We start from the raw sequence: 20592 nt of genomic DNA, 5'->3' as shown, positions 1-20592 counted from the left end.
CCGTCCTGTCAATGTCGCGTTCCGAAAGCGCCCCGGCCGTGTTAAACGCCCACGGCAGTCAGAGGCCCTTCGGTTCGACGCGGCAAGGCGTCGCCGGAATGAGCAGCGGCAAGAAGAGAAGTTGAGGGGAAACGCCCCAGCAAGGAGAGACCTGAAGATGAAGCGTCGTGATTTCCTGAAAGTGTCGGCAGCAGGCGCGGCGGCGACCGCCGCGGTGGCCTCGCCGGCGATCGCGCAGTCCTCGCCCGAGATCAAATGGCGCATGACGTCGAGCTTCCCGAAGTCGCTCGACACCATCTACGGCGGCGGCGAGCAGGTGGCGAAGTACGTCGCCGAGATGACCGACAACAAGTTCCAGATCCAGGTGTTCGCGGCCGGTGAAATCGTCCCCGGTCTGCAGGCGCTCGATGCGACCTCGAACGGCACGGTCGAGATGTGCCACACCGTCTCCTACTACTATGTCGGCAAGGACCCGACCTGGGCGATCTACGCTTCGGTGCCGTTCGGCCTCAATGCGCGCCAGCAGAACTCCTGGTGGTACCAGGGCGGCGGCGAGCAGCTCGGCAACGAGTTCTTCAAGAAGTCGAACGTGATCGGCTTCCCCTGCGGCAACACCGGCACCCAGATGGGCGGCTGGTTCCGCAAGGAGATCAAGACCGTTGCGGATCTCTCGGGTCTCAAGATGCGCATCGGCGGCATCGCCGGCCAGGTGCTCCAGAAGGTCGGCGTGGTGCCGCAGCAGCTCGCCGGCGGCGACATCTATCCGGCGCTGGAGAAGGGCACCATCGACGCGGCCGAGTGGGTCGGTCCCTACGATGACGAGAAGCTCGGCTTCGCCAAGGTCGCCAAGTACTACTACTATCCGGGCTTCTGGGAGGGCGGTCCGACCGTCCACGCCTTCACCAATCTCGACAAGTGGAATTCGCTGCCGAAGAACTACCAGGCGATCCTGACCAACGCGATGGCCAACGCCAACAGCTGGATGGCCGCACGCTACGACATGCAGAACCCGAAGGCGCTGAAGAGCCTCGTCGCCGGCGGTACGCAGCTGCGTCCCTTCACCAACGAAGTGCTGGAAGCCTGCCTCAAGGCGACCAACGAGCTGTGGGCGGAGATCTCGGCCAAGAACGCCGACTTCAAGAAGTCGATCGACGCCATGCAGGCCTACCGCTCCGACGAATATCTGTGGTGGCAGGTCGCCGAGTACACCTTCGACAGCTTCATGATCCGCTCGCGCACCCGCGGCTGATCTTTCCAGCAAGTCGCAATCGGAAAGCCCGGCCTCCGAGAGGCCGGGCTTTTTCTATGCTGCGGCGGATCCGAAGGTGCCCACACAAAAAATATCGAAAACAACCCCATGCACAGTAGAAATGAGGTGAGGGCGCGTTGTCTCGTCGACGCTCCCAACAGCTTGATGCGACGGGGCAATTGAGCGGGACACTGCGATCACGGAGTCGCCGGTGCCGGCGCGCCGATTCTGTGACCGCGACCGCAACGACGAGGGATGGCGTTGGGGCTCGGCCAACTGGCGAGGCGGTTTGACACGTCGGGCAAAACAGTGGCATAAGGTGAAAATCGCATAATCCGAAATCGGCCTGCCGCCGATAGTTGGAGGAGGCACGATGAGCTTCGATCCCGATGACATCCAGCGCGCGCTGCGTAAGGCGTGGTCGCTGTCGACGGCCAGCAAATGGACGGCGGGCAATCCGGCGGCGGGACAATGCAACGTCACCTCGCTACTGATCCACGAACTCTTCGGCGGTGACCTGCTGAAGACGCCGCTGCCAGCCGGCGACCATTTCTACAATCGGATTGGAGGTCATAGGTACGACTTCACGGCGTGCCAGTTCGATGCGCCGATCGTTTATATGGACGTCCCGACGGATCGCGCCGACGCGGAGTTGGGAGCAACCGGCGAGCAACTGGCAGAACTGAGGACAGCTTTTCAGAGCGAACGATAGGTAGCGCGGAAGCGGACCTCATCAGCCCGCCGGTTGAGTGGCCGAGCAGCACGATACCTAGCGTATAGCCCGGCCTTCGCTCAACCAGCCACTGGCTTCCGAGCCATTTCGACAGGTGCTCGGTGTCCAGCCGACCAGCGAAGCGGTTTGAAGGTCGGGCAAAACAGCGGCAGAAGGGACGATCGCTTAATCCGAAATTGTCGCGCAGCGCCGAATCTGTGTCGGGGACCGCAGTTGCGATCGCGATCGGAATCTGATCGGATCAGCGACATTTGGGCAGCTTAGGTGCGAAACCCAGGTTGGGTCGTCATGCTCCATCCTGTTTCCTTGGGGATGCAATGAGATATTCAGTTGTTCTTTTTTTCCTGCTTGCCGGCGCTGCGGTTGCAGAGGCCGCTCCACCGTCGAGCTGCGCAGCCAAGTTCATCGGTGACTGGCGACATTCAGGCAGTGGCAACAGAGGCACGCTCCTTCCTGACGGCAGAGCGTTGTGCAGCGAGCACTGGGCTTGTGTTCAGGGGACCTGGACCTGCTCGGGAAACGTACTGACCTATACGAATAGCGGGGGGACGTGGAATTACACGCTGGAGCCGGATGGCAAGTCCATGTCCACCAATGGCGGTGCCGCCACCGCTGTCCGGATCGGAGCGACACCGGCAAGCGCACGTTCCCGGGATCTTGGCTCAGCAGCGAAGAACGTGACGGCCGACATCCTTGGCGTGGATCGAACGCAGCCGGATCCGACGGCGACTCCCGTGCCGAAGCCGGTTGCCGCGGCACCTGCAAGTGCCGTTCGGCCGCCAGCACCGGTCAGTTCGGCTTCACCATCAGATCCAAACCAGTGCGTCGTCGAGAAGGCCTGGCCGAAAGCTCCCGGCGTCAACTGGTACAGCCTGAAGAACACCTGCAAGCGACCGGTGAGGTTGGATTATGACGACTGCGACCTGAATATCAGCACGAACATGGTTTCGTGCTCGACAAAGCCGCTTTCGCTTTCAGCGCGCAGCGAATTTGGTCCTGTGCCCAATCACAAGCATCCGCTCAACGCACGCAATTTCCGCTAGCAGCATCTCGAATCCGCGGCGGTCTGGCGCGCAGGATGGGTAGAGCGAAGCGAACCCATCACGTTCACGTCGGGCGCTGTCGATGGGTTTCGCTGGGGACCTCTGGGAATTTTGGTGGGGCATATCGGCTGGCTGGCCAACCCGCTGATGCTGCTCTCCACCATGCCGGTAAAGCGCTCTCTCAAATTGGCCTTCGCGGCGCTGGCAATTCCGGTCGCCGCATCATCCATTACCCTGACAGGTTTCCTTGTTCTGGACGTCAAATTGCTGGTCGATGGCACCGCTATTGCTCGCGGCACTTTTGAAGCCGGAACGCCGGGACGTTGCTTCCAGCCAGCTTGAGGCAGGATGAGGCCGCTTGGGCCCACAAGCGGACCCTCGGACTTACCGACTAACGAGGGCCGGTCATCCGGCCAAAGCAGCCCACCCCCAATCTCAGGGCCGGCTTTTTCTTTGCCGCAGTGCGATCACGATGGCGTTCGACCCGGCGCTGCGCCATGCTGCGCTCAAGCCTCGGCAAGAAGGCTCACAATCACCATCCATCAGGGTAGGACACCATGAAGAGAAGAGACTTCATCAAGGTTACAGGACTTGGTGCGGCCGGCGCCGCCACGTTAGCTGCTCCCGCGATCGCGCAGACGATGCCGGAAATCAAATGGCGCATGCCGACGAGCTGGCCGAAATCGCTCGACACGCTCTATGGCGGCGCCGAGATGATGAGCAAGATGGTTGCGGAGGCGACCGACAACAAATTCCAGATCCAGACTTTCGCGGCCGGCGAGATCGTGCCGGGCCTCCAGGTGCTCGATGCCGTGCAGAACGCCACCTGCGAGATCGGCCACACCGCGTCCTACTATTATTTCGGCAAGGATCCGACCTTCACCTTCGGCTCCTCGGTGCCGTTCGGCCCCAACATGCGCATCAACCAGGCCTGGTACATGCAGGGCGGCGGGCGCGAGGTGCTCAACGAGTTCTACAAGAGCTACAACGTCGTCTCGCTGCTCGCCGGCAACACCGGCTGCCAGATGGGCGGCTGGTTCAGGAAAGAGGTCAACACGCCCGAGGATCTCAGCGGGATGAAATTCCGCATCGGTGGCTTCGCCGGCCGCGTGCTCCAGAAGCTCGGCGTGGTGCCGCAGCAGCTCGCCGGCGGCGACATCTACCCGGCGCTGGAGAAGGGCACGATCGACGCCGCCGAATGGGTCGGCCCCTATGACGACGAGAAGCTCGGCTTCTACAAGATCGCGCCGCATTACTACTATCCCGGCTGGTGGGAGGGTGGGCCGATGCTGCTCGCCTTCGTCAATCTCGACAAATGGAACGCGCTGCCGAAATATTACCAGAGCGTGCTCGAGCAGGCCGGCCACTACGCCAACAACTACATGATGGCGCGCTACGACGCCGCCAATCCGCTGGCGCTGAAGAAGCTGCTCGCAAGCGGCACCAAGCTGCACGCCTTCTCGCCCTCGATCATGGATGCCTGCTACAAGGCGGCCAAGGAGCTGCATGCCGAGGTCGGCGCGAGCAACGCCAACTTCAAGAAGGTGCACGATTCCCTGGCAAAATTCTCCGGCGACGGCTACGCCTGGTTCCAGGTCGCCGAAGTCGGCTACGACATCTTCATGGCGCGGCGCTCGCAGAGCTGATCGGTCGAATGCAGCGCCCCGGGATGTAGGCTCCGGGGCGTTGCTGCTACAGCTACAATCGGAGCTGGCGGCGACGAAATAGCGGGGAGCGCGGTAGGACGCCGTCACGGCGGGACGTTAGTCCATCGTGGCTGTTTCGCAGACGAGGCGTTCCCGTCCGGCTTACACGAACCTGACCGGGCGGCCGGCCGCCGGGCACTTTTTCGCTGGCCGAAGCGGGCGGAATGGTGGAAGAGAGCCGGAAGCGGCGCGAGCCGCGCGGGGACACCGGAACATCCGTCGGGACTACGATGCGCCTTCTGATCGTCGAGGACAATGCCGAGCTGTCGCGGCTTGTGGCCAGCGGGCTGGCGGCGGCCGGCTATGAGAGCGACGTCGTGGGCAGCGCCGCCGAGGCGCGCGAGGCCGTCAGCAGCGTCAGCTATGCCGCGATGATCCTCGACCTCGGCCTGCCGGACGGCGACGGGCTGTCGGTGCTGCGCGAGCTGCGCCGCCAGATGGAGCCGCTGCCGGTGCTGGTGCTGACCGCGCGCGGCGGCCTGCAGGATCGCGTCAGCGGCCTGCGCAGCGGCGCCGACGATTATCTGGCAAAGCCGTTCGCGATGGAGGAACTGGTGGCGCGGCTGGAGGCGATCCTGCGCCGGCCGGGCCAGCTGCTCGGCCGCTCGCTGTCTCTCGCCAACCTCGTCTACGACACCGAGAGCCGCCAGATCTTCGTCGACGACCAGCCGCGGATCATCTCCGCGCGCGAAACCTCGGTGCTGGAGATCTTGCTGCGCCGGCAGGGGCGGGTGGTGCCGAAGAAGAATGTCGAGGACCACATCTTCGGCCTCGAAGGCGAGGTCGCCTCCAACGCGGTCGAGGTCTACGTCTCGCGATTGCGCAAGCAGCTCACTGAACACGGCGCCAAGGTCGTGATCCACACCATCCGCGGCGTCGGCTATCTCATGGCCGAGGAGAAATAGCGTGGCCGCCGCGCCGGCCTATGGCCGATCGCCGACATTCAAGTCGCTGATCTGGCGCATCGTGTTCCTGCACATCGTGGCGGTCGCGGTGGTCGCGATCTTCCTGCCGCTGGTGCTGTTCTGGCTGCTCAATTCGGAAGTCGACCAGCTGCACCGCGATGCCATGCGCGCGCAGGCCGAGGTGCTCGCCGAGCGCATCGTGGCGCAGCCGGACGGGCAGTTGACGTTCAATCTGCCGGACAGCCTTCGTGGTCTCTACTCGGAAGCCTACGGCCGGTATCTGTACGATATTCGCGATGCCGACGGCCGCTTGTTGTTTTCGTCCCGCCGCAAGACCGGCGCGGCGGTCCAGGCGCCGCCGCTGTCAGAGACGATTTCCGGTGCGAGCGTCATTCGCATCATCGACGGCAAGGTCGTGCGCATCCGCGTCGCCGAGGACCTCGCGCACCGCGACGTCATCATCGACGACATCATCTCGAACTTCTTCCGGCGGGTCGGATGGATCACCATTCCGGTCCTGCTGATCCTGCTCGGCATCGATATCGTCATCTTCCGCCGCGCGATCGCGCCGCTGTGGAAGGCGTCCGAGGAGGCCAGCAATATCGGCCCGGCACGCACCGACATCCGCCTGCCGACCGAGCAGATCCCGCGCGAGATCCTGCCGCTCGTCACCGCGGTCAACCAGGCGCTCGACCGCCTCGAGGACGGCTTTCGCGTGCAGCGGCAGTTCACGGCCGATGCCGCCCACCAGCTGCGCACGCCGCTGACGATCCTGCGGACGCGGATCGAGACGCTCGGCGACAGCGCCACGAGGCAGGCGCTGCATGACGACATCGAAGGCATGAGCCGGATCGTCGCCCAGCTCCTGGAGATCGCCGAGCTCGACACGCTGGTGCTCGATCCCGGCGAGACCGCGGATCTGCGCGCCGTCTGCGCCGAGGTGGTCGGTTCGATCGCGCCGCTCGCGATCGCCCAGCACAAGGACATCGCGCTGAGGGGCACCGATGCGCCGGTGCTGATCCACGGCAATGCCGAGATGCTCCAACGGGCGATCTTCAATCTCGCCGAAAACGCCATCAAGTTCACGGCGAAGAATACGGCGGTCGACGTCGAAGTGGGGGACGACGGTTCGGTGCGCGTGCGCGACTGCGGCCCTGGCATCACCGAGGCCGAGCGCGACCTGATCTTTCAGCGCTTCTGGCGGGCCGACCGCCAGCGCTCTGACGGCGCGGGCCTTGGCCTTTCGATCGTGCGGGGCGTCGCCGAGGATCATGACGCGACGGTTGCGGTCGACAATCTCCCCGGCGGCGGTGCCGAGTTCACGCTGCGATTCAGGCTGGCGGACAAGAGCGCTGCCGCACCCTCTCCCTCAAGGGGAGAAGGAAAAGGGAGAAAGGCCGTTATTTCAGCTTGCCGGTCGACAGATCCATGATCATGCGCGTGGTCAGGTAAAGACGCGGCACGATGCTGTCGATCTTCACATATTCGGCGTCATTGGAGTGCGCGCCAAAGCCCGACAGGCCCATGCCTTCGATCACGGCGCCCTTGGTCTCAAGCGCGGCAAAGGCAGCATCCGTGCCGCCGCCGGTTGCCTTCTCGTCGACCTTCAGCGGCAATCCGATCTCCTCATAGATGGTTTTGCCGTAGGCCGCCACGCGGCGCGAGGCCTCGTTGGCCTCCAACGGCGGACGGCGCACCTCGAATTTCAGCTGGACCTTGGAATCCGGCAGCAGGTGATTTTTGATCTTCTCCTGGAGCGTCTTCTCCAGCTCGTCGAAATCCGACACCTTCAAGGCGCGTGCATCGGCTTGCGCGGTGGCTTCGGCAGGGATCACGTTGCGGTTGGTTCCGGCCTTGGAAACTGTCCAGTTCAGCTTCAGGCCCTGCTCGGGTTTGGACAGGTCCTTCATCTGCAGGACCTGGTGCGAGAGCTCGTAAAGCGCGTTGATGCCGCCCTCGGGCCTTGCGCCCGCATGCGACGATCGGCCAGTCACCGAGAGATAGGCCGAGCCGATGCCGCTGGTGGCGAGCCGCAGCGTGCCGTCGGTGCCGCCGCCTTCGAACGAGAACACCACGTCCTGATCGGAAGCGAATTTGGTGATGGTGCTGCGCCAGCCTGGCGAGGAGATTTCCTCATCGCCGTTGGTGAGCACCGTGAGCGTGCCGTAGTCTTTGAAATTCAGCTTCTGCAGCATCGCGACGGTGTGGAGAATGAGCGCGACGCCTTGCTTGTCGTCGGCAATGCCGAGGCCGTAGGCCTTGTCGCCGTCGATCCGGAACGGCTGGTCCTTCAGCATGCCCTTCAGGTACACCGTATCCATGTGGGCGATCAGCATGATCTTCTTGGTACCGGTACCCCTAAACACGGCGTGGACGGCCGGGCCGATCTTGCCGGGCGTGTCGTCGAGGCGATAGATGTCGGTCGGCTGCATGATCTCTACCGTGCCGCCGAGCTGCTTGAGCTGGTCGGCGACGCGGCCTGCGATCACGTTCAGGCCCTCGATGTCCCTGCTGCCGGTTTCGATGTTGACGAGATCGCGCAGGGTGTCGAGCAGCGGCTGCTGCTCCTTCTGCGCCAGCGCCTGAACATCGGCCACCGGCTCGGCATGCGCCACGGTGGCGGCACAGGCGAGCCAGAGCGAGGCAATTAGCGAACCGGCGAGCGGAGCAGGATGCAGTCGGGCCATGCGCAGCGTTCCCAAAGCTTGAGGAACGTCCGGTATGCCCGTGTTTGCCGCACGTGTCACGCGCGTCATGCTCCGCCGGGACGGAGCATGACGACGAGGGGCGCGACCGCTACTTCTGCGGCGGGCCGAGATCCAGCGGCGGCAGGTCGATCTGCGGGACCTCGATCTTGACCTTGTCGAGGTCGACGTTGAGCGGCTTGTCCAGCAGGCCGGTCACCGTGATGGGGAAGGCGATCACGATCAGCACCATGATCATCTGCAGGCCGATCCAGGGCATCGCGCCCCAATAGATGTCGGAACTCTTCACTTCCTTCGGCGCGACGCCGCGCAGGTAGAACAGCGCAAAGCCGAACGGCGGATGCAGGAAGGAGGTCTGCATGTTGACGCAGAGCATGACGCCGAACCAGATCAGCGCCGGCCCGTCGCCGACGACCGGTCCCAGGATCTTCTGCGCGATCGGCGCGATCATCGGCAGGATGATGAAGGCGATCTCGAAGAAGTCGAGGAAGAACGCCAGGAAGAAGATGAAGAGGTTGATGAAGATCAAAAAGCCCCAGACGCCGCCGGGCAGCGAGGTCAAGAGATGCTCCAGCCAGACGCCGCCGGAGACGCCGAGGAACACCACCGAGAAGCAGGTCGAGCCGATCAGGATGAAGGTCACCATGCAGGTGAGACGCATGGTGGACTCATAGCCCTGCTTGATGAGGTCGCGCAGGTCCGGGATGCGGGCGGCCGAGATGCAGATCCAGGCCACCGCGAGGTAGGTCACCGCGAACGCGAGCTTGAAGATCAGGTTTTCGGTGAACAGCATCGCGACGATGGTGCCGATGCCGGCGGCGACGACGCCGACGACCAGCACCTTGCGGTCGGTCGAGGTGAAGTCCTTGTGGTGGATCGCGGCGAGCACGATGGCGCCGACCGCGCCCATGGCGCCGGCTTCCGTCGGGGTCGCAAGGCCCATCATCATGGTGCCGAGCACGACGAAGATCAGCACGGCGGAGGGGATGATGCCCATCAGGCACTTCTTCCACAGCGCCCAGCCGGTCAGCGTGCGCGCTTCCAGCGGCACCGGCGGCACGTGGCCCGGCTTGATCAGGCCGAGCACGAACGTGTAGCCGGCGAACAGCAGGATCTGGAACACCGAGGGGCCCCAGGCGCCGAGATACATGTCGCCGACCGACTTGCCGAGCTGGTCGGCGAGCACGATCAGGACCAGCGAGGGCGGTACCAGCTGCGTGATGGTGCCGGAGGCCGCCAGCACGCCGGTGATGTAGCGCATGTTGTAGCCGTAGCGGATCATCACCGGCATCGAGATCAGCGCCATGGCGATGACCTGCGCCGCCACCGTGCCGGTGATGGCGCCGAGGATGAAGCCGACGATGATCACGGAATAGCCGAGGCCGCCGCGGATCGGGCCGAACAGCTGGCCCATCGAGTCCAGCATGTCCTCGGCGAGGCCGCATCTTTCTAGTATGGCGCCCATGAAGGTGAAGAACGGGATCGCGAGCAGCAGCTCGTTGGAGAGCACGCTGCCGAACACGCGGCCGGGAATCGCCTGGAGGAAGTTGAGGTCGAAGAAACCGAGATGGATGGCGAGGAAGCCGAAGGAGAGGCCGACGGCCGCCAGCGTGAACGCGACGGGGAAGCCGATCAGCATCGCCAGAACCAGGCCGCCGAACATCAACGGCGGCATCATTTCCAGCGTAATCATTGGGTCGGCCTCTCGTACTTGGCGTCGATCGTCACATAGCCCTGGAGAGCCGCGATACGCTTGATGACTTCGGAAACACCCTGGAGAGCCAGCATCACGAAGCCGGCCGGGATCACGAACTTGATCGGCCAGCGGACCAGGCCGCCGGCATTGCCCGACATCTCGCCGACGTTATAGGCCTGCATGAAGAACGGCCACGACAGATAGGCGAGCAGGAGACAGGAGGGGATCAGGAAGAACAGCGTGCCGATCAGGTCGAGCCAGAGCTGGCCGCGTTCGGACAGGGTCAGATAGAAGATCTCAACCCGCACGTGCTCGTTGCGCTTGAAGGTGTAGGACGATCCGAACATCACCAGGATCGCGAACATGTACCATTGCAGCTCCAGCCAGCCGTTCGAGGAGTTGCTGAAGGCGTAGCGGATCATGGCGTTGGCCGCGCTAACCAGGCACGCGAGAAGCACGAGCAGGTTACAGACGTACCCAATCTTTTCATTGAGGGCGTCGATGGCGTTGCTCACCGCCAGCAATGGACGCATCTACTTCATCTCCGTCGCGGCCTAACACTTTACGGGAGGCTTCAGCGCGCATCGCCGGGCCGGCGTGCGAAAAGCACGCGACCGCACGGATCGTCGTCCGGAGCGATTGCGGCGTCAGTCCTCCCCTCGTGCCTTGCCGTCTTGACCGCGACCGCCAACGGGCGGGCCGGCTTATGTTGCCGGGCAAGCAAAGGCGGTCGCACCAAATCAGCGGCGTCACGTGCCGTCAATCGGAAAATGGACAAATTGACGCCAGGTCAAAAGCTTAAGATTGCAAAAGCTTAAGATCGCAAAGGCTTGGGTTAGCGGCGCTGGCGCGAATCCGTCAGCCGCCGGTGACGCTCATGTGCCTGGAAACGCTGGGGCGGTCGTGACGGCGGTCGATGATGAAATCGTGGCCCTTGGGCTTCAGCCCGATGGCGCGGTCGATCGCATCCGCAAGCAGCATGTCGTCATCCGATGCACGCAGAGGTTTGCGCAGGTCCGAGGCGTCCTCGTGGCCGAGGCAGGTGTGCAGCGTGCCGGTGCAGGTGACGCGCACCCGGTTGCAGGATTCGCAGAAATTATGGGTCATCGGCGTGATGAAGCCGAGCTTGCCACCGGTCTCGGCGACGCTGACATAGCGCGCCGGGCCGCCCGTACTCTCGGCGAGGTCCGTCAACGTGAACTGCTGGGCGAGGCGCGCGCGCACCAGCGACAGCGGCAGATACTGGTCGATGCGGCCGGAGCCGATCTCGCCCATCGGCATCACCTCGATCAGCGTCAGGCCCATGCCCTTGCGGTGGGCCCAGCGCATCAGCTCGGGCAACTCGTCCTCGTTGAGGTTCTTCAGCGCCACCGCGTTGATCTTCACGGCGAGGCCCGCGGCGCGCGCGGCCTCGATGCCTTCCATCACCTTGTCGATCTCGCCCCAGCGGGTGATCTCGCGGAATTTCTTGGGATCGAGCGTGTCGAGCGAGACGTTGATGCGGCGGACGCCGCAGTCGGCGAGCTCCTGCGCGTATTTCGCAAGCTGGGTGCCGTTGGTGGTCAGCGTCAGCTCGTTCAGGGCGCCGCTCTTAAGGTGCCGCGACAGCGAGCGCACCAGCGTCATCACGTTGCGGCGGACCAGGGGTTCGCCGCCGGTGAGCCGCAGCTTCTTCACGCCCTTGGCGATAAAGGCCGAGCAGAGCCGGTCGAGTTCTTCCAGCGTCAGCAGGTCCGCCTTGGGCAGGAACGTCATGTCTTCCGACATGCAGTAGAAGCAGCGCAGATCGCAGCGGTCGGTGACGGACACGCGCAGGTAAGAGATGGTCCGCCCGAACGGATCGGTCATGGCGCTCGACAACGCGGCGCGGGGGCTCGCAGGAGATCCGTTCATACCAAACGCCTTGTCATTGACGGCAACGGGTGCACCTTTGCTCAGCGGTGCTGTCGGAGCAATCTAAGCATCGGACGCGGCAAGGACAATCGGGTGGTATACACAGATTGGCGCCGGATCAGCGCTTGCCTGCGCTCGGATCGGGGAACGGCGAGCCCGCGGCAGGTGCAGCATCGGCCGGTGCCACGGCAGGCGCCGCTGCAGCCGATTTTGGCTTCTTCGGCCGGTGCGGCTTCCTCACCGGCTTGGGCGGCACCGCCGGCTGAAGTTCGGCGAATACCGGATTCGGATCGGTCGTGACCGAGGCGGGTGTGGTGAAATCGCCGGGATTCTTGATCATGTTCACCGGCACGCTGGCCGGCTGGTATTTTGGCAGGGCGAAAGCGACCGTGAACGGCGCATCAGGGGCGGGAACCGAGACCGAGCAGGGGGTTTTGCAGCCCGGCCCGAGCGAGGTCGTGGCGTCAGCGCCCGGCGGATTGGATTCGAGCCGGACCTGGACGGTCGGCGGGGCCGATTTGAACATGTCCCAAGACATTGAGGAGCAGCCACCGAGACTTGCTGCCCCCAGGAGGCTCGCTCCCGCTAACGCAATCGCGATGACACGACGCATAACCATCCACTTCTGCTGCGACGAACCGCCACATACCCCGACCGGACCTTATGAGGGTCGCTGAGGGCAGGCAACCGGCGGGCGGCGCATAGTTAATAAATGGTTAACGCAGGGTTCCGGAGAATAACCCAAGTTATTTCAGGAGTTTATGGTCCTAGGCCGTCATCAGGCTGCGGGCGGCAGCCGGCAGGTCACGCATGTGATGGATCAGCCGGTCGGGCTTCAGTTCGGCGATCGGCACGTCCGTGTAGCCGAAACTGACCCCGATCACGGGAACCCCGGCGCGGCGGGCGACGCCGACATCGGTTCCGGCATCGCCGACCATGATCGACGCTTTGACCTCTCCGCCGGCGCGCGCCACCGTCTCGCGGAAAATGGTCGGATCCGGCTTCTGGACCCCGAAAGTGTCGGCGCCGCAGATCGCGGCGAAGTGGCGGGTCAGGCCGAGTTGGTCCAAAAGCCTCTTGGATAGCCATTCCAGCTTGTTGGTGCAGACCGCAAGGCGATGGCCCTGGGCGGCAAACTGGTCGAGTGCGGCTTCGAGCCCCTCGAACGGCCGGGATTCGACTGCGATGTGGTCGGCATAATAGCCGATGAAATCCGCCGTCATCCGGTCCATCTCCGCGGGCGTGACGCTGCGGCCCTCGGCCTCCAGCCCCCGCTCGATCAGCTTGCGGGCGCCGGCGCCGATCATGTTGCGGGCCGAGGCCATCGGCACCGGCGGCAGCCCTTCGCGGTCGAGTACGTGGTTCAGCGCGGTGATCAGGTCGGGCGCCGTGTCCACAAGCGTGCCGTCGAGATCGAAAACGAGGGTGTAAGGGGAGATCATGGTCCAAGCGCTATCGGGCCGGCCGGATCGGCGCAAGGGCCGGAGCCATAAGTTCACCTTATAAGATCGGCCCAGAGGCCTATTCCGGCGCGACAAACGAGGCTACATAGGCCGCCGCAAACACCCCTGATCGAGAGGCGGGCGCATTTTGGATATGGACCAGTTGAAGCGGCAGGCTGCGGCGCGCGCGCTCGAGGAGGTGCGTGACGGCATGCAGCTCGGGCTCGGGACCGGCTCGACCGCAAGGCATTTCGTCGAGCTGCTCGGCGAGCGCGTCGCAGCCGGACTCAAGGTGATCGGCGTGCCGACCTCCGAGGCGACGCGCCTCGACGCGATCCGCTGCGGCGTGCCGCTGACCACGCTCGACGAGATCGACCATCTCGACCTCACCGTCGACGGTGCCGACGAGATCGATCCCGACTTCAACCTGATCAAGGGCGGCGGCGGCGCGCTGCTGCGCGAGAAGATCGTGGCGGCTGCCTCGGATCGCATGATCGTGATTGCCGACGACAGCAAATGGGTGCCGACGCTGGGCAAGTTTCCGCTGCCGGTCGAGGTCATTCCGTTCGGGCTCGGCGCGACGCGCCGGGCGATCGAGACGGCATTTGCGGACTGCGGCGTTTCAGGGCAAATGGCGGTCCGCAAGGCCAAGGGCGGGGACAAGGATGGCCACGTTTTCGTCACCGATGGCGGCCACTGGATCGTCGATGCCCAGCTCGGACGTATTGTGGATCCGCCCAGCCTCGCCAAGGCGCTGAGCGCGATCCCCGGCGTGGTCGAGCACGGCTTGTTCATCGGCTTGGCCAGCTCGGCCGTTCTGGCGGGTGGCGAGGGAATTCGCGTGATTGAACGGCGAAAGCCGAAAGGAGACTAGGAATGAAGAGCGTTTTGAAGTTGTTGCCGGCGGCGGCCCTCGCTGTGGGATTGGTGCTTTCGGCCGCCCCGGCCATCGCGCAGCAGGGCGCTCCGCCGAAAGCCTCGCCCGCGGCGATCGCGGCGGCCAAGGAGATTTTGCAGATCAAGAACGCCGGCGCGATGTATGCCGGTGCCGTGCCCGGCCTGGTCGAGAAGACCAAGATCGCGCTGACCCAACAGAACCTGAACTACCAGAAGGACCTCAACGAGGTCGCCCCGATCGTCGCCCAGCAGCTTCAAGGCCGCCAGAACGAGATCGGCGAGGGCATGGCGCAGATCTATGCCAGCGAGTTCACCGAGCAGGAGCTGAAGGATCTCGTCACCTTCTACAAGTCGCCGCTGGGCAAGAAGCTGATCGAGGCCGAGCCGCGCGCCATCGGTCTCAGCATGGCTTTCATGAACTCCTGGGCCCAGAACTTCTCCGAGACCGTAATGGGCGCCTTCCGCGCCGAGATGCGCAAGCGCGGCAAGGAAATCTGACCATACCTATCTGTCCAGGTATTCCTTGAAGAGGTCGGAGTGGACAATGGCTGAATTCGACGTCGACCTCTTTGTCATCGGTGGTGGTTCGGGCGGCGTGCGTGCCGCCCGCATCGCGGCCGGCCACGGCGCCCGCGTCACGATCGCGGAAGAGTACCGCATGGGCGGCACCTGCGTGATCCGCGGCTGCGTGCCGAAGAAGCTGTTCGTGATCGGCTCGCATTTCCGTCACGAGCTCGAGGACGCCGCCGGTTTCGGCTGGACCGTTCCGCCCGCGACCTTCGACTGGCCGACGCTGATCGCCAACAAGGACAAGGAGATCGCGCGGCTGGAGGCGGCCTACACGACCAATGTCGAGAAGTCGGGCGCGCAGATCGTCAAGAGCCGTGCGGTGATCGAGGACGCTCATACCGTCCGTCTGCTCGAGAACGACAGGAAGATCACCGCGAAGTACATTTTGATCGCCACCGGCGGGGCGCCGAACCACGGCGCTTCGATCCCCGGCATCGAGCATGTGATCTCCTCCAACGAGGCGTTCCACCTGAAGAAGCTGCCGAAGCGGATCGTGATCCAGGGCGGCGGCTATATCGCACTGGAATTTGCCGGCATCTTCGCCGGCTTCGGCTCCGACGTCACCGTAATCTATCGCGGCGACAACATCCTGCGCGGCTTCGACGAGGACGTCCGCACCCATGTCCGAGCTGAGATGGAGAAGCAGGGCATCACCATCCTCACCGGCTGCACGGTGACAAAGGTCGATCGCCACGGCGAAGAGTTCACCACCCATCTGTCGAACGGGTCGAGCCTTGCCTCCGAGCAGGTCATGTTCGCGATCGGCCGCCATCCCAACGTCGCCAATCTCGGCCTCGAGAACGCCGGCGTTGCCATCAATCCTGGGAACGGCGGCATCGCGGTGGATCATTTCTCCAAGAGCTCGGTCGACAGCATCTATGCGATCGGCGACGTCACCCATCGCTTCAACCTGACACCGGTCGCAATCCGCGAGGGCCATGCCTTCGCCGACACCGTGTTTGGCAAGCGCGAGGTGCAGGTCGATCATGCGCACATTCCGACCGCGGTGTTCTCGCAGCCGGAGGTCGGCACGGTCGGCCTGACGGAAACCGAGGCGCGTGCGCAGTTCAGCCATGTCGACATCTACAAGACGACGTTCCGCCCGATCAAGGCGACGATGTCGGGCCGTGACACCCGCGTGCTGATGAAGCTCGTCGTCGACGGCGCGACCGATCGCGTGCTGGGCTGCCACATCGTCGGCGACGCCGCCGCCGAGATCACGCAAGCCGTGGCGATCGCAGTGAAGATGAAGGCGACCAAGGCCGATTTCGACGCGACGATTGCGCTGCATCCGACCGCGGCCGAAGAGCTGGTGACGATGCGCACCCCGACCGCGCGCCATATAAGGCAGGCGGCGGAGTAGGCCGCCCTGAATTCTTCCATTGGGGCTGCGGGGAGCCATGACTGGCGCCCCGCGAACTCCGAATGTTCAGAAGTCGAACGTCATGCCGGTCGTGACCGCTTCGGCCTTGTTGCCCGCAACAACGTTGTTGTTGGCATCGCGCCCGCAGACGCCGTAGCCATGTCCGCTGACACCGAGGCAGTAGTGCGCGCCCGGTCCGTTGCGCAGATAGCTACCGACGAGATACCAGCTCACGAACGGGCTGAAGTGATACTTCACGCCGAGTGCGTATTGGTCCGCGCTGGAGTCGAGGGTGTTGAGCGCGAAGTCGGCGGCGCCCGCCGGCGCCGAGACCGTGACTCCCGGAACGGGATAGGCGTTAAAGACGCCCGTGCCCGGCGAGCCCGGCGACGCATTGGCGTGGGCCCAGGACGCGCTGACATCCCATTTGTCGACCGTCTGGGTCGCGCTCAGGAAGTAGCCATCGCGCGAACGCTCGTTGAAGTCGGCGACCGTATGTTCGCGGCGCAGCATCTCGTAAATGCCATACAGCTGGAGGTTACCGATCCCGTCGTTGAACCTGTAGCCCAAGCCAACTTTCGCAGCCCACTCGTTGGCGATGCCGACCGCACCCGGCGGCACGATCAGAACGCCGCCATTGCTCAGGGGCGTCACCGCCTCATCGCCGGTCCGATTGGTCCCTTCGTGGAACTCGTAGGCCGCGATCCCCGTGAAGCCGGCCTGGTTGTAGGTCAGCGATGCGCTGTAGAGATTGCCGTACGACCCATCGGTGCAGCCTTCCGGCGCCGACGTCAGCGGGAAGCCGGAGCCGCTGCCGCGAGATGAGGTGGCCGGGCAGTTGAAATCGCCGAGCGCGTAGTCGCTGTTGTCCTTCGCCGTGTTCTGTCCCGGCGAGATCATGACGGCAGCCTGGAAGCCGTTCCACACCGGCGATTCATACCAGATCGCGTGACCTGCGCGCCAATCGAACTCGGCGCGAAGGTCGCCGCCGGTATTTCCCATGATCGAGTTGTAGTCGCCGAGCGTTGCCGAGAACGGATCGAACTTCGACGTTGCCCTCTTGTAGGGCGTATCCGCCTTGCCGGCCTTGATCGTACCCCAGGGACTTTCCATGCCGAGGAAGCTGTCGCGGGTGCCGAACGCTGCACGTTCGGTCGGAACCGCCGCGACCTCGACGAGCGACTCGAATTGCGCGATGGCGGCCCATCCGGGATAGCCGTAGGGATCGAGGTTGTGCCGCGCGCGAACGCCGAAATAGGTGAGATTGCTGGCGACGCCGAACTTGGTGCCCTGGTCGTAAACGCCGGAATTGAAGATGTCGCCCGAGAGATCGACATGGCCGTAGAGCGTCACGGTGGTGTTGTCGATGAATGGATTGGTTCCGGGCGCCTTGCTGTAAAGCGGAGCGCCACCGATGCTGACGACAGTGTGCTCCGGCGCTGGTGCCGGCGAAGGCGCGACCGCCGCATGCAGGACAGGGTTGCCCTTGGACGAGGCTGGTGCGGCGACGGCAACCGCAGCTTTCGGCTCGCGGATGTGATTGACGCGTTCGCGAAGCTGCGCGTTCTCCTTCGCAAGCTTTGCGTTGCTGCGCTCGAGTGCGTCGAGGCGGGCGACAACGTCATCGAGCGTTGCGGCACGCACCGGTTGATTGAGGGCTGTTGCGCATAGGGCCGCTAAGCCCGTTCCAAGCAGAAAGGCCTTCTTCATGTCGTTTCCCCTTTATCGCCGCAGACCGTCTGATGGGCCCGGGATAAAGCGGAAGCTATTGTATGCCAGATGCCATATACAACGCGAATGCTGGCGGCCTGTGCGCTTTCTGGCCAACTGTGTCTTGATCGCAACTATTCCCGATAAAGTAGGTCATGCGGCGATCTGTCCCATTGCGGTGCGGTAAGCCGCCCCAGGTCAAAATGGCGTCAAAATGGCAAGTGGCTTCGGGATTGCTCAATCGCCCCAAGGCGATTCGCCGTGCGCGAGACGGCTGGCAATGTCGGTCTGGAATACCGGCGGACCGAACGCGAACCACTCATCGCCGATCTGGTAGACGAGCAGCCGCCTGTTCTCGGCGCAAAATCGGGTCAGCCAATCCAGCGCCTTCTTCTTTGGTTGCTTGCCGACTGGCACCACGACATCGACCGGCAGGCCGCGCCAGAAGAAATTGGCGGCCAGCATGATCATGCTCGATTGATCCGGTCGCATCCAATCCGGCAGCGGGCTCGACGCGACCAGCCAACCGCAGATGAATTCCCGGCACGGATGTTGCGGGCGTTCGGGATAAATCGAACATCGGTGCGCGACGCTGAACGGGCACGGTTGCCCTTTGCGCACCTTGTGCCCGCGCACCTCGATCTGCAGCCAGCCATCGCAGCAGGCGGTGCAGGTCCCACAGGTTCTGGCGTCGTCGCGGTTCACGGTCGAAGCTGGGACTCCTGGCGCATCTCGATCGCTCAGGAACTACCAGCACCATTTGCGAAGGAGCAAGACCTGTAGGGCGGAGAGACCGGTCGCGCAACTATTGACGGAATGTTCATGGTCTGTTCTTATGCTGCGACCGAGATAGAGGCAGCCATGGACAACCGCATCAACGAACTCCGTAGAACCATCCGAGCGCTCCGCATCAGCATGCGCGAGGCTGAAGCGATCGTGCATGAGCAGATCAACCGCGATGAGGATTGCAGCTTCGTGGCGCAGGAACTCATCAAGATGCGCTCGGTCATGAGCTTTCTCGTGAAGGAGCGGACGGCGCTCGGCGATCAGGAGCCGATCGTCGTGAGCAGCTTCTTCATCCCGCGGCGTCGGCCGACGCGAAAGCTGCGTGCTGCTGTTTCGCCGACTGCGGATGCCGTATTCCGTCCGCGCCTGGTGGCGAGGGTTTGACGCGGGGATCTGCTGATCCAAAGGCGTAAGGCGCGGTCTTGTCTGGTTTGCCAGTCGGGCTGTCCGCCCATTTCGCCATCTCCACGGTCCGCGCGTCGACGCTTTCGCGCCAGAACCAGCTGGGCCGCGCGCGGCCGCTCTCGAACAGGATCGGGACCAGGCTGTGGCCGCAACCGGCGCACCAGGTGATGTCAGTCATGTATTCCCCTACGGCGCGGTCAATTCAAAAAAGACGTTCTCGTTCGAGGCTTGCGCAGGCGCTATGACGGCGCTGGAGCGCTGCGCCCGGTGGGCGCGCTTGTTCCGAAGACCGTCGATGCAGCGATCCATCGCGACACGGCTGCGATGTCGTCGCCATTTTCGCGATAAGCGCGAAGCTGGAATTCAGCCGAGCTGCCGCGGTCCACGATGGTGCGGCAATGCGCGATTTCGGCGGCACAGCCCAATGCATCCGCGTCCTCGGTGGTATCGTTGATGATTCGGGAGAGCATCTCCGAGATCGTGACCGGTCCGTCCCTGGAAGCGAAGATGCAATCGGTGCCGTAGCGCTGGGCACGCCATTTATTCTCGACCGCAATGGCGCGTTCGACCACCGTGACCTCCTTCGATAGATGCGGCCGCAGGTAGAGGTGGCGCGTCAGGCAGCGATAGAGCGAGGCAATCGCGACGGCATCCTCGACCAGGGTGCAGGTATCCGGCGCACGAAGCTCGAGGGTCGGATTCTTCATGGACGGGCGCATCGCCCACCAGATGTGGCTTTCATCGGGAATCACTCCGGAGCGCTGCAGAGCGCCGATGTACGCGTCGTAGTCCTGCCTGTTCTCGAACAGTTCGGGAAGGCCGGTACGCGGCAGCTCGGAATAGGCCGCAAGACGGTAGCCCTTCAGTCCCGTCTTGTGGGAATTCCAGAATGGCGAGGAGGCGGACAACGCGATGATCAGCGGCAGGTGCGGCAGCATCGCCCGCATCACCGCTATCCGCCTCTCGGGATCGGGCAGTTGAACATGCACATGCATGCCGCACATCATATTGCGGTGGCCGATGCTGCGCAGATCCTCGATCATCTCCTCGTAGCGAGGCTTGGGGGTCGGCTGCGACATGCGCCAGACCGCGGTCGGATGCGTGCCGCAGGCCATGATCACGAAGCCGTACTGCGCGGCGACGCTCGCGACCTCGCGGCGGAGAAACCTCAGCTCTTCGCGCGCGTCATTGACATCGACATGAACGTTGGTGGCGACCTCGAGCTGGGATTGCAGCATCTCACGCATGGCCTGGCCGCCGGTCGACCAGTTCGCGGATTCGAACAGCTCGTTCGGAGTCTGGATCGCGACCTCCAGGCTGCGGCGGTCGGCGAGGAAATATTCCTCCTCGATGCCGAACGAGTATTCCGCCGCCTTGCCGCGTCCACCGGCCGAGCGAATGACGAGGTGCTGGCCGCCGTCGGAGGGATCCAGCCGCAGCAGTTTCAAGACGTCTGAAGCAATTGTCATCATGCCGCCCGGCAGGAGTG

At 63.8% G+C, this 20592-nt stretch carries 20 protein-coding genes; 11 read left to right on the top strand and 9 right to left on the bottom strand.

What is annotated here, in order from left to right; all coding sequences use genetic code 11:
• Positions 1-157: 157 nt before the first annotated feature.
• The 7 genes from JJB99_RS23330 (at position 158) to JJB99_RS23300 (ending at position 7068) form a co-directional block, all read left to right on the top strand.
• Positions 158-1249: a TRAP transporter substrate-binding protein gene (locus tag JJB99_RS23330; protein WP_200494647.1), complete on the top strand. Its 1092-nt coding sequence runs from the start codon at positions 158-160 to the stop codon at positions 1247-1249.
• Positions 1250-1622: 373 nt separating this feature from the next.
• Positions 1623-1961: a YunG family protein gene (locus JJB99_RS23325; protein WP_200494646.1), complete on the top strand. Its 339-nt coding sequence runs from the start codon at positions 1623-1625 to the stop codon at positions 1959-1961.
• A 605-nt stretch (positions 1962-2566) separates the two neighbouring features.
• The gene (locus tag JJB99_RS23320) at positions 2567-3025 is read left to right on the top strand and encodes a hypothetical protein (RefSeq protein WP_200494645.1); all 459 of its coding nucleotides are present in this window, start codon (positions 2567-2569) and stop codon (positions 3023-3025) included.
• 114 nt (positions 3026-3139) lie between these two features.
• On the top strand, positions 3140-3367 hold the full coding sequence (locus tag JJB99_RS23315) for a hypothetical protein (RefSeq protein WP_200494644.1): 228 nt from the start codon (positions 3140-3142) through the stop codon (positions 3365-3367).
• 215 nt (positions 3368-3582) lie between these two features.
• Positions 3583-4671 carry a TRAP transporter substrate-binding protein gene (locus tag JJB99_RS23310; RefSeq protein ID WP_200494643.1) on the top strand — a complete coding sequence of 363 codons (1089 nt, stop codon included), beginning with the start codon at positions 3583-3585 and terminating at the stop codon, positions 4669-4671.
• A 290-nt stretch (positions 4672-4961) separates the two neighbouring features.
• Complete coding sequence (locus tag JJB99_RS23305; protein ID WP_200494642.1) at positions 4962-5636, top strand: response regulator transcription factor; 675 nt, start codon at positions 4962-4964, stop codon at positions 5634-5636.
• 1 nt (position 5637) lies between these two features.
• A complete protein-coding gene (locus tag JJB99_RS23300) occupies positions 5638-7068 on the top strand; it encodes a sensor histidine kinase (RefSeq protein WP_200494641.1) in 1431 nt (476 codons plus the stop codon).
• Here the strand turns inward: JJB99_RS23300 and JJB99_RS23295 are convergent.
• The 6 genes from JJB99_RS23295 to JJB99_RS23270 all read right to left on the bottom strand — a co-directional run bounded on the left by JJB99_RS23295 (position 7037) and on the right by JJB99_RS23270 (position 13372).
• Entirely contained in the window at positions 7037-8323 is a 1287-nt protein-coding gene (locus JJB99_RS23295; RefSeq protein ID WP_200494640.1) for a M20/M25/M40 family metallo-hydrolase, read from the bottom strand. The two genes, JJB99_RS23300 and JJB99_RS23295, sit on opposite strands and share 32 nt — an antisense overlap.
• Positions 8324-8432: 109 nt before the next feature.
• Positions 8433-10034, bottom strand: a complete 1602-nt coding sequence (locus tag JJB99_RS23290) for a TRAP transporter large permease (protein WP_200494639.1) — start codon at positions 10032-10034, stop codon at positions 8433-8435.
• Positions 10031-10570, bottom strand: a complete 540-nt coding sequence (locus tag JJB99_RS23285) for a TRAP transporter small permease subunit (protein WP_200494638.1) — start codon at positions 10568-10570, stop codon at positions 10031-10033. Before JJB99_RS23285 ends, JJB99_RS23290 begins: the two co-directional genes overlap by 4 nt.
• 325 nt (positions 10571-10895) lie before the next feature.
• Complete coding sequence (gene moaA / locus JJB99_RS23280; RefSeq protein WP_200494637.1) at positions 10896-11930, bottom strand: GTP 3',8-cyclase MoaA; 1035 nt, start codon at positions 11928-11930, stop codon at positions 10896-10898.
• 118 nt (positions 11931-12048) lie between these two features.
• The gene (locus JJB99_RS23275) at positions 12049-12543 is read right to left on the bottom strand and encodes a hypothetical protein (RefSeq protein ID WP_200500259.1); all 495 of its coding nucleotides are present in this window, start codon (positions 12541-12543) and stop codon (positions 12049-12051) included.
• Positions 12544-12697: 154 nt separating this feature from the next.
• Positions 12698-13372, bottom strand: a complete 675-nt coding sequence (locus JJB99_RS23270) for an HAD-IA family hydrolase (RefSeq protein ID WP_200494636.1) — start codon at positions 13370-13372, stop codon at positions 12698-12700.
• A gap of 148 nt (positions 13373-13520) precedes the next feature.
• On the opposite strand from JJB99_RS23270, the gene rpiA reads away from it, so the two are divergent.
• Genes rpiA through gor form a run of 3 tightly spaced genes read left to right on the top strand, consistent with a single transcriptional unit; the run spans position 13521 to position 16202 of the window.
• The gene (gene rpiA, locus JJB99_RS23265) at positions 13521-14246 is read left to right on the top strand and encodes a ribose-5-phosphate isomerase RpiA (RefSeq protein ID WP_200494635.1); all 726 of its coding nucleotides are present in this window, start codon (positions 13521-13523) and stop codon (positions 14244-14246) included.
• Positions 14247-14248: 2 nt separating this feature from the next.
• Entirely contained in the window at positions 14249-14767 is a 519-nt protein-coding gene (locus JJB99_RS23260; RefSeq protein ID WP_200494634.1) for a DUF2059 domain-containing protein, read from the top strand.
• A gap of 46 nt (positions 14768-14813) precedes the next feature.
• On the top strand, positions 14814-16202 hold the full coding sequence (gene gor / locus JJB99_RS23255; protein ID WP_200494633.1) for a glutathione-disulfide reductase: 1389 nt from the start codon (positions 14814-14816) through the stop codon (positions 16200-16202).
• Positions 16203-16268: 66 nt separating this feature from the next.
• On the opposite strand, the gene JJB99_RS23250 is transcribed toward gor, so the two are convergent.
• Together JJB99_RS23250 and JJB99_RS23245 are read right to left on the bottom strand one after the other, a co-directional pair.
• Positions 16269-17912, bottom strand: a complete 1644-nt coding sequence (locus JJB99_RS23250; protein WP_200494632.1) for a porin — start codon at positions 17910-17912, stop codon at positions 16269-16271.
• A gap of 237 nt (positions 17913-18149) precedes the next feature.
• Complete coding sequence (locus JJB99_RS23245; RefSeq protein ID WP_200494631.1) at positions 18150-18617, bottom strand: hypothetical protein; 468 nt, start codon at positions 18615-18617, stop codon at positions 18150-18152.
• A gap of 156 nt (positions 18618-18773) precedes the next feature.
• Here JJB99_RS23245 and JJB99_RS23240 point away from each other — a divergent pair, with 156 nt between their 5' ends.
• Complete coding sequence (locus JJB99_RS23240) at positions 18774-19082, top strand: hypothetical protein (RefSeq protein ID WP_246774947.1); 309 nt, start codon at positions 18774-18776, stop codon at positions 19080-19082.
• A 260-nt stretch (positions 19083-19342) separates the two neighbouring features.
• Here the strand turns inward: JJB99_RS23240 and JJB99_RS23235 are convergent, their stop codons facing one another.
• The gene (locus tag JJB99_RS23235; protein WP_200494630.1) at positions 19343-20572 is read right to left on the bottom strand and encodes a carboxylate-amine ligase; all 1230 of its coding nucleotides are present in this window, start codon (positions 20570-20572) and stop codon (positions 19343-19345) included.
• Between the last annotated feature and the right edge of the window lie 20 nt (positions 20573-20592).

This window comes from Bradyrhizobium diazoefficiens, from assembly GCF_016616235.1.
In the GTDB taxonomy this organism is placed as follows: Bacteria; Pseudomonadota; Alphaproteobacteria; order Rhizobiales; family Xanthobacteraceae; genus Bradyrhizobium; species Bradyrhizobium diazoefficiens_H.
This window is presented reverse-complemented; position numbering and strand designations above follow the sequence as displayed.

What these genes read in the sequence shown, in the direction of transcription:
- JJB99_RS23330 (WP_200494647.1), top strand. Translation starts at nt 158, where the DNA reads ATGAAGCGTCGTGATTTCCTGAAAGTGTCGGCAGCAGGCGCGGCGGCG.
- JJB99_RS23325 (WP_200494646.1), top strand. Translation starts at nt 1,623, where the DNA reads ATGAGCTTCGATCCCGATGACATCCAGCGCGCGCTGCGTAAGGCGTGG.
- JJB99_RS23320 (WP_200494645.1), top strand. Translation starts at nt 2,567, where the DNA reads ATGTCCACCAATGGCGGTGCCGCCACCGCTGTCCGGATCGGAGCGACA.
- JJB99_RS23310 (WP_200494643.1), top strand. Translation starts at nt 3,583, where the DNA reads ATGAAGAGAAGAGACTTCATCAAGGTTACAGGACTTGGTGCGGCCGGC.
- JJB99_RS23305 (WP_200494642.1), top strand. Translation starts at nt 4,962, where the DNA reads ATGCGCCTTCTGATCGTCGAGGACAATGCCGAGCTGTCGCGGCTTGTG.
- JJB99_RS23295 (WP_200494640.1), bottom strand. Translation starts at nt 8,323, where the DNA reads ATGGCCCGACTGCATCCTGCTCCGCTCGCCGGTTCGCTAATTGCCTCG.
- JJB99_RS23290 (WP_200494639.1), bottom strand. Translation starts at nt 10,034, where the DNA reads ATGATTACGCTGGAAATGATGCCGCCGTTGATGTTCGGCGGCCTGGTT.
- JJB99_RS23285 (WP_200494638.1), bottom strand. Translation starts at nt 10,570, where the DNA reads ATGCGTCCATTGCTGGCGGTGAGCAACGCCATCGACGCCCTCAATGAA.
- moaA (WP_200494637.1), bottom strand. Translation starts at nt 11,930, where the DNA reads ATGAACGGATCTCCTGCGAGCCCCCGCGCCGCGTTGTCGAGCGCCATG.
- JJB99_RS23275 (WP_200500259.1), bottom strand. Translation starts at nt 12,543, where the DNA reads ATGCGTCGTGTCATCGCGATTGCGTTAGCGGGAGCGAGCCTCCTGGGG.
- JJB99_RS23270 (WP_200494636.1), bottom strand. Translation starts at nt 13,372, where the DNA reads ATGATCTCCCCTTACACCCTCGTTTTCGATCTCGACGGCACGCTTGTG.
- JJB99_RS23260 (WP_200494634.1), top strand. Translation starts at nt 14,249, where the DNA reads ATGAAGAGCGTTTTGAAGTTGTTGCCGGCGGCGGCCCTCGCTGTGGGA.
- gor (WP_200494633.1), top strand. Translation starts at nt 14,814, where the DNA reads ATGGCTGAATTCGACGTCGACCTCTTTGTCATCGGTGGTGGTTCGGGC.
- JJB99_RS23250 (WP_200494632.1), bottom strand. Translation starts at nt 17,912, where the DNA reads ATGAAGAAGGCCTTTCTGCTTGGAACGGGCTTAGCGGCCCTATGCGCA.
- JJB99_RS23240 (WP_246774947.1), top strand. Translation starts at nt 18,774, where the DNA reads ATGGACAACCGCATCAACGAACTCCGTAGAACCATCCGAGCGCTCCGC.
- JJB99_RS23235 (WP_200494630.1), bottom strand. Translation starts at nt 20,572, where the DNA reads ATGACAATTGCTTCAGACGTCTTGAAACTGCTGCGGCTGGATCCCTCC.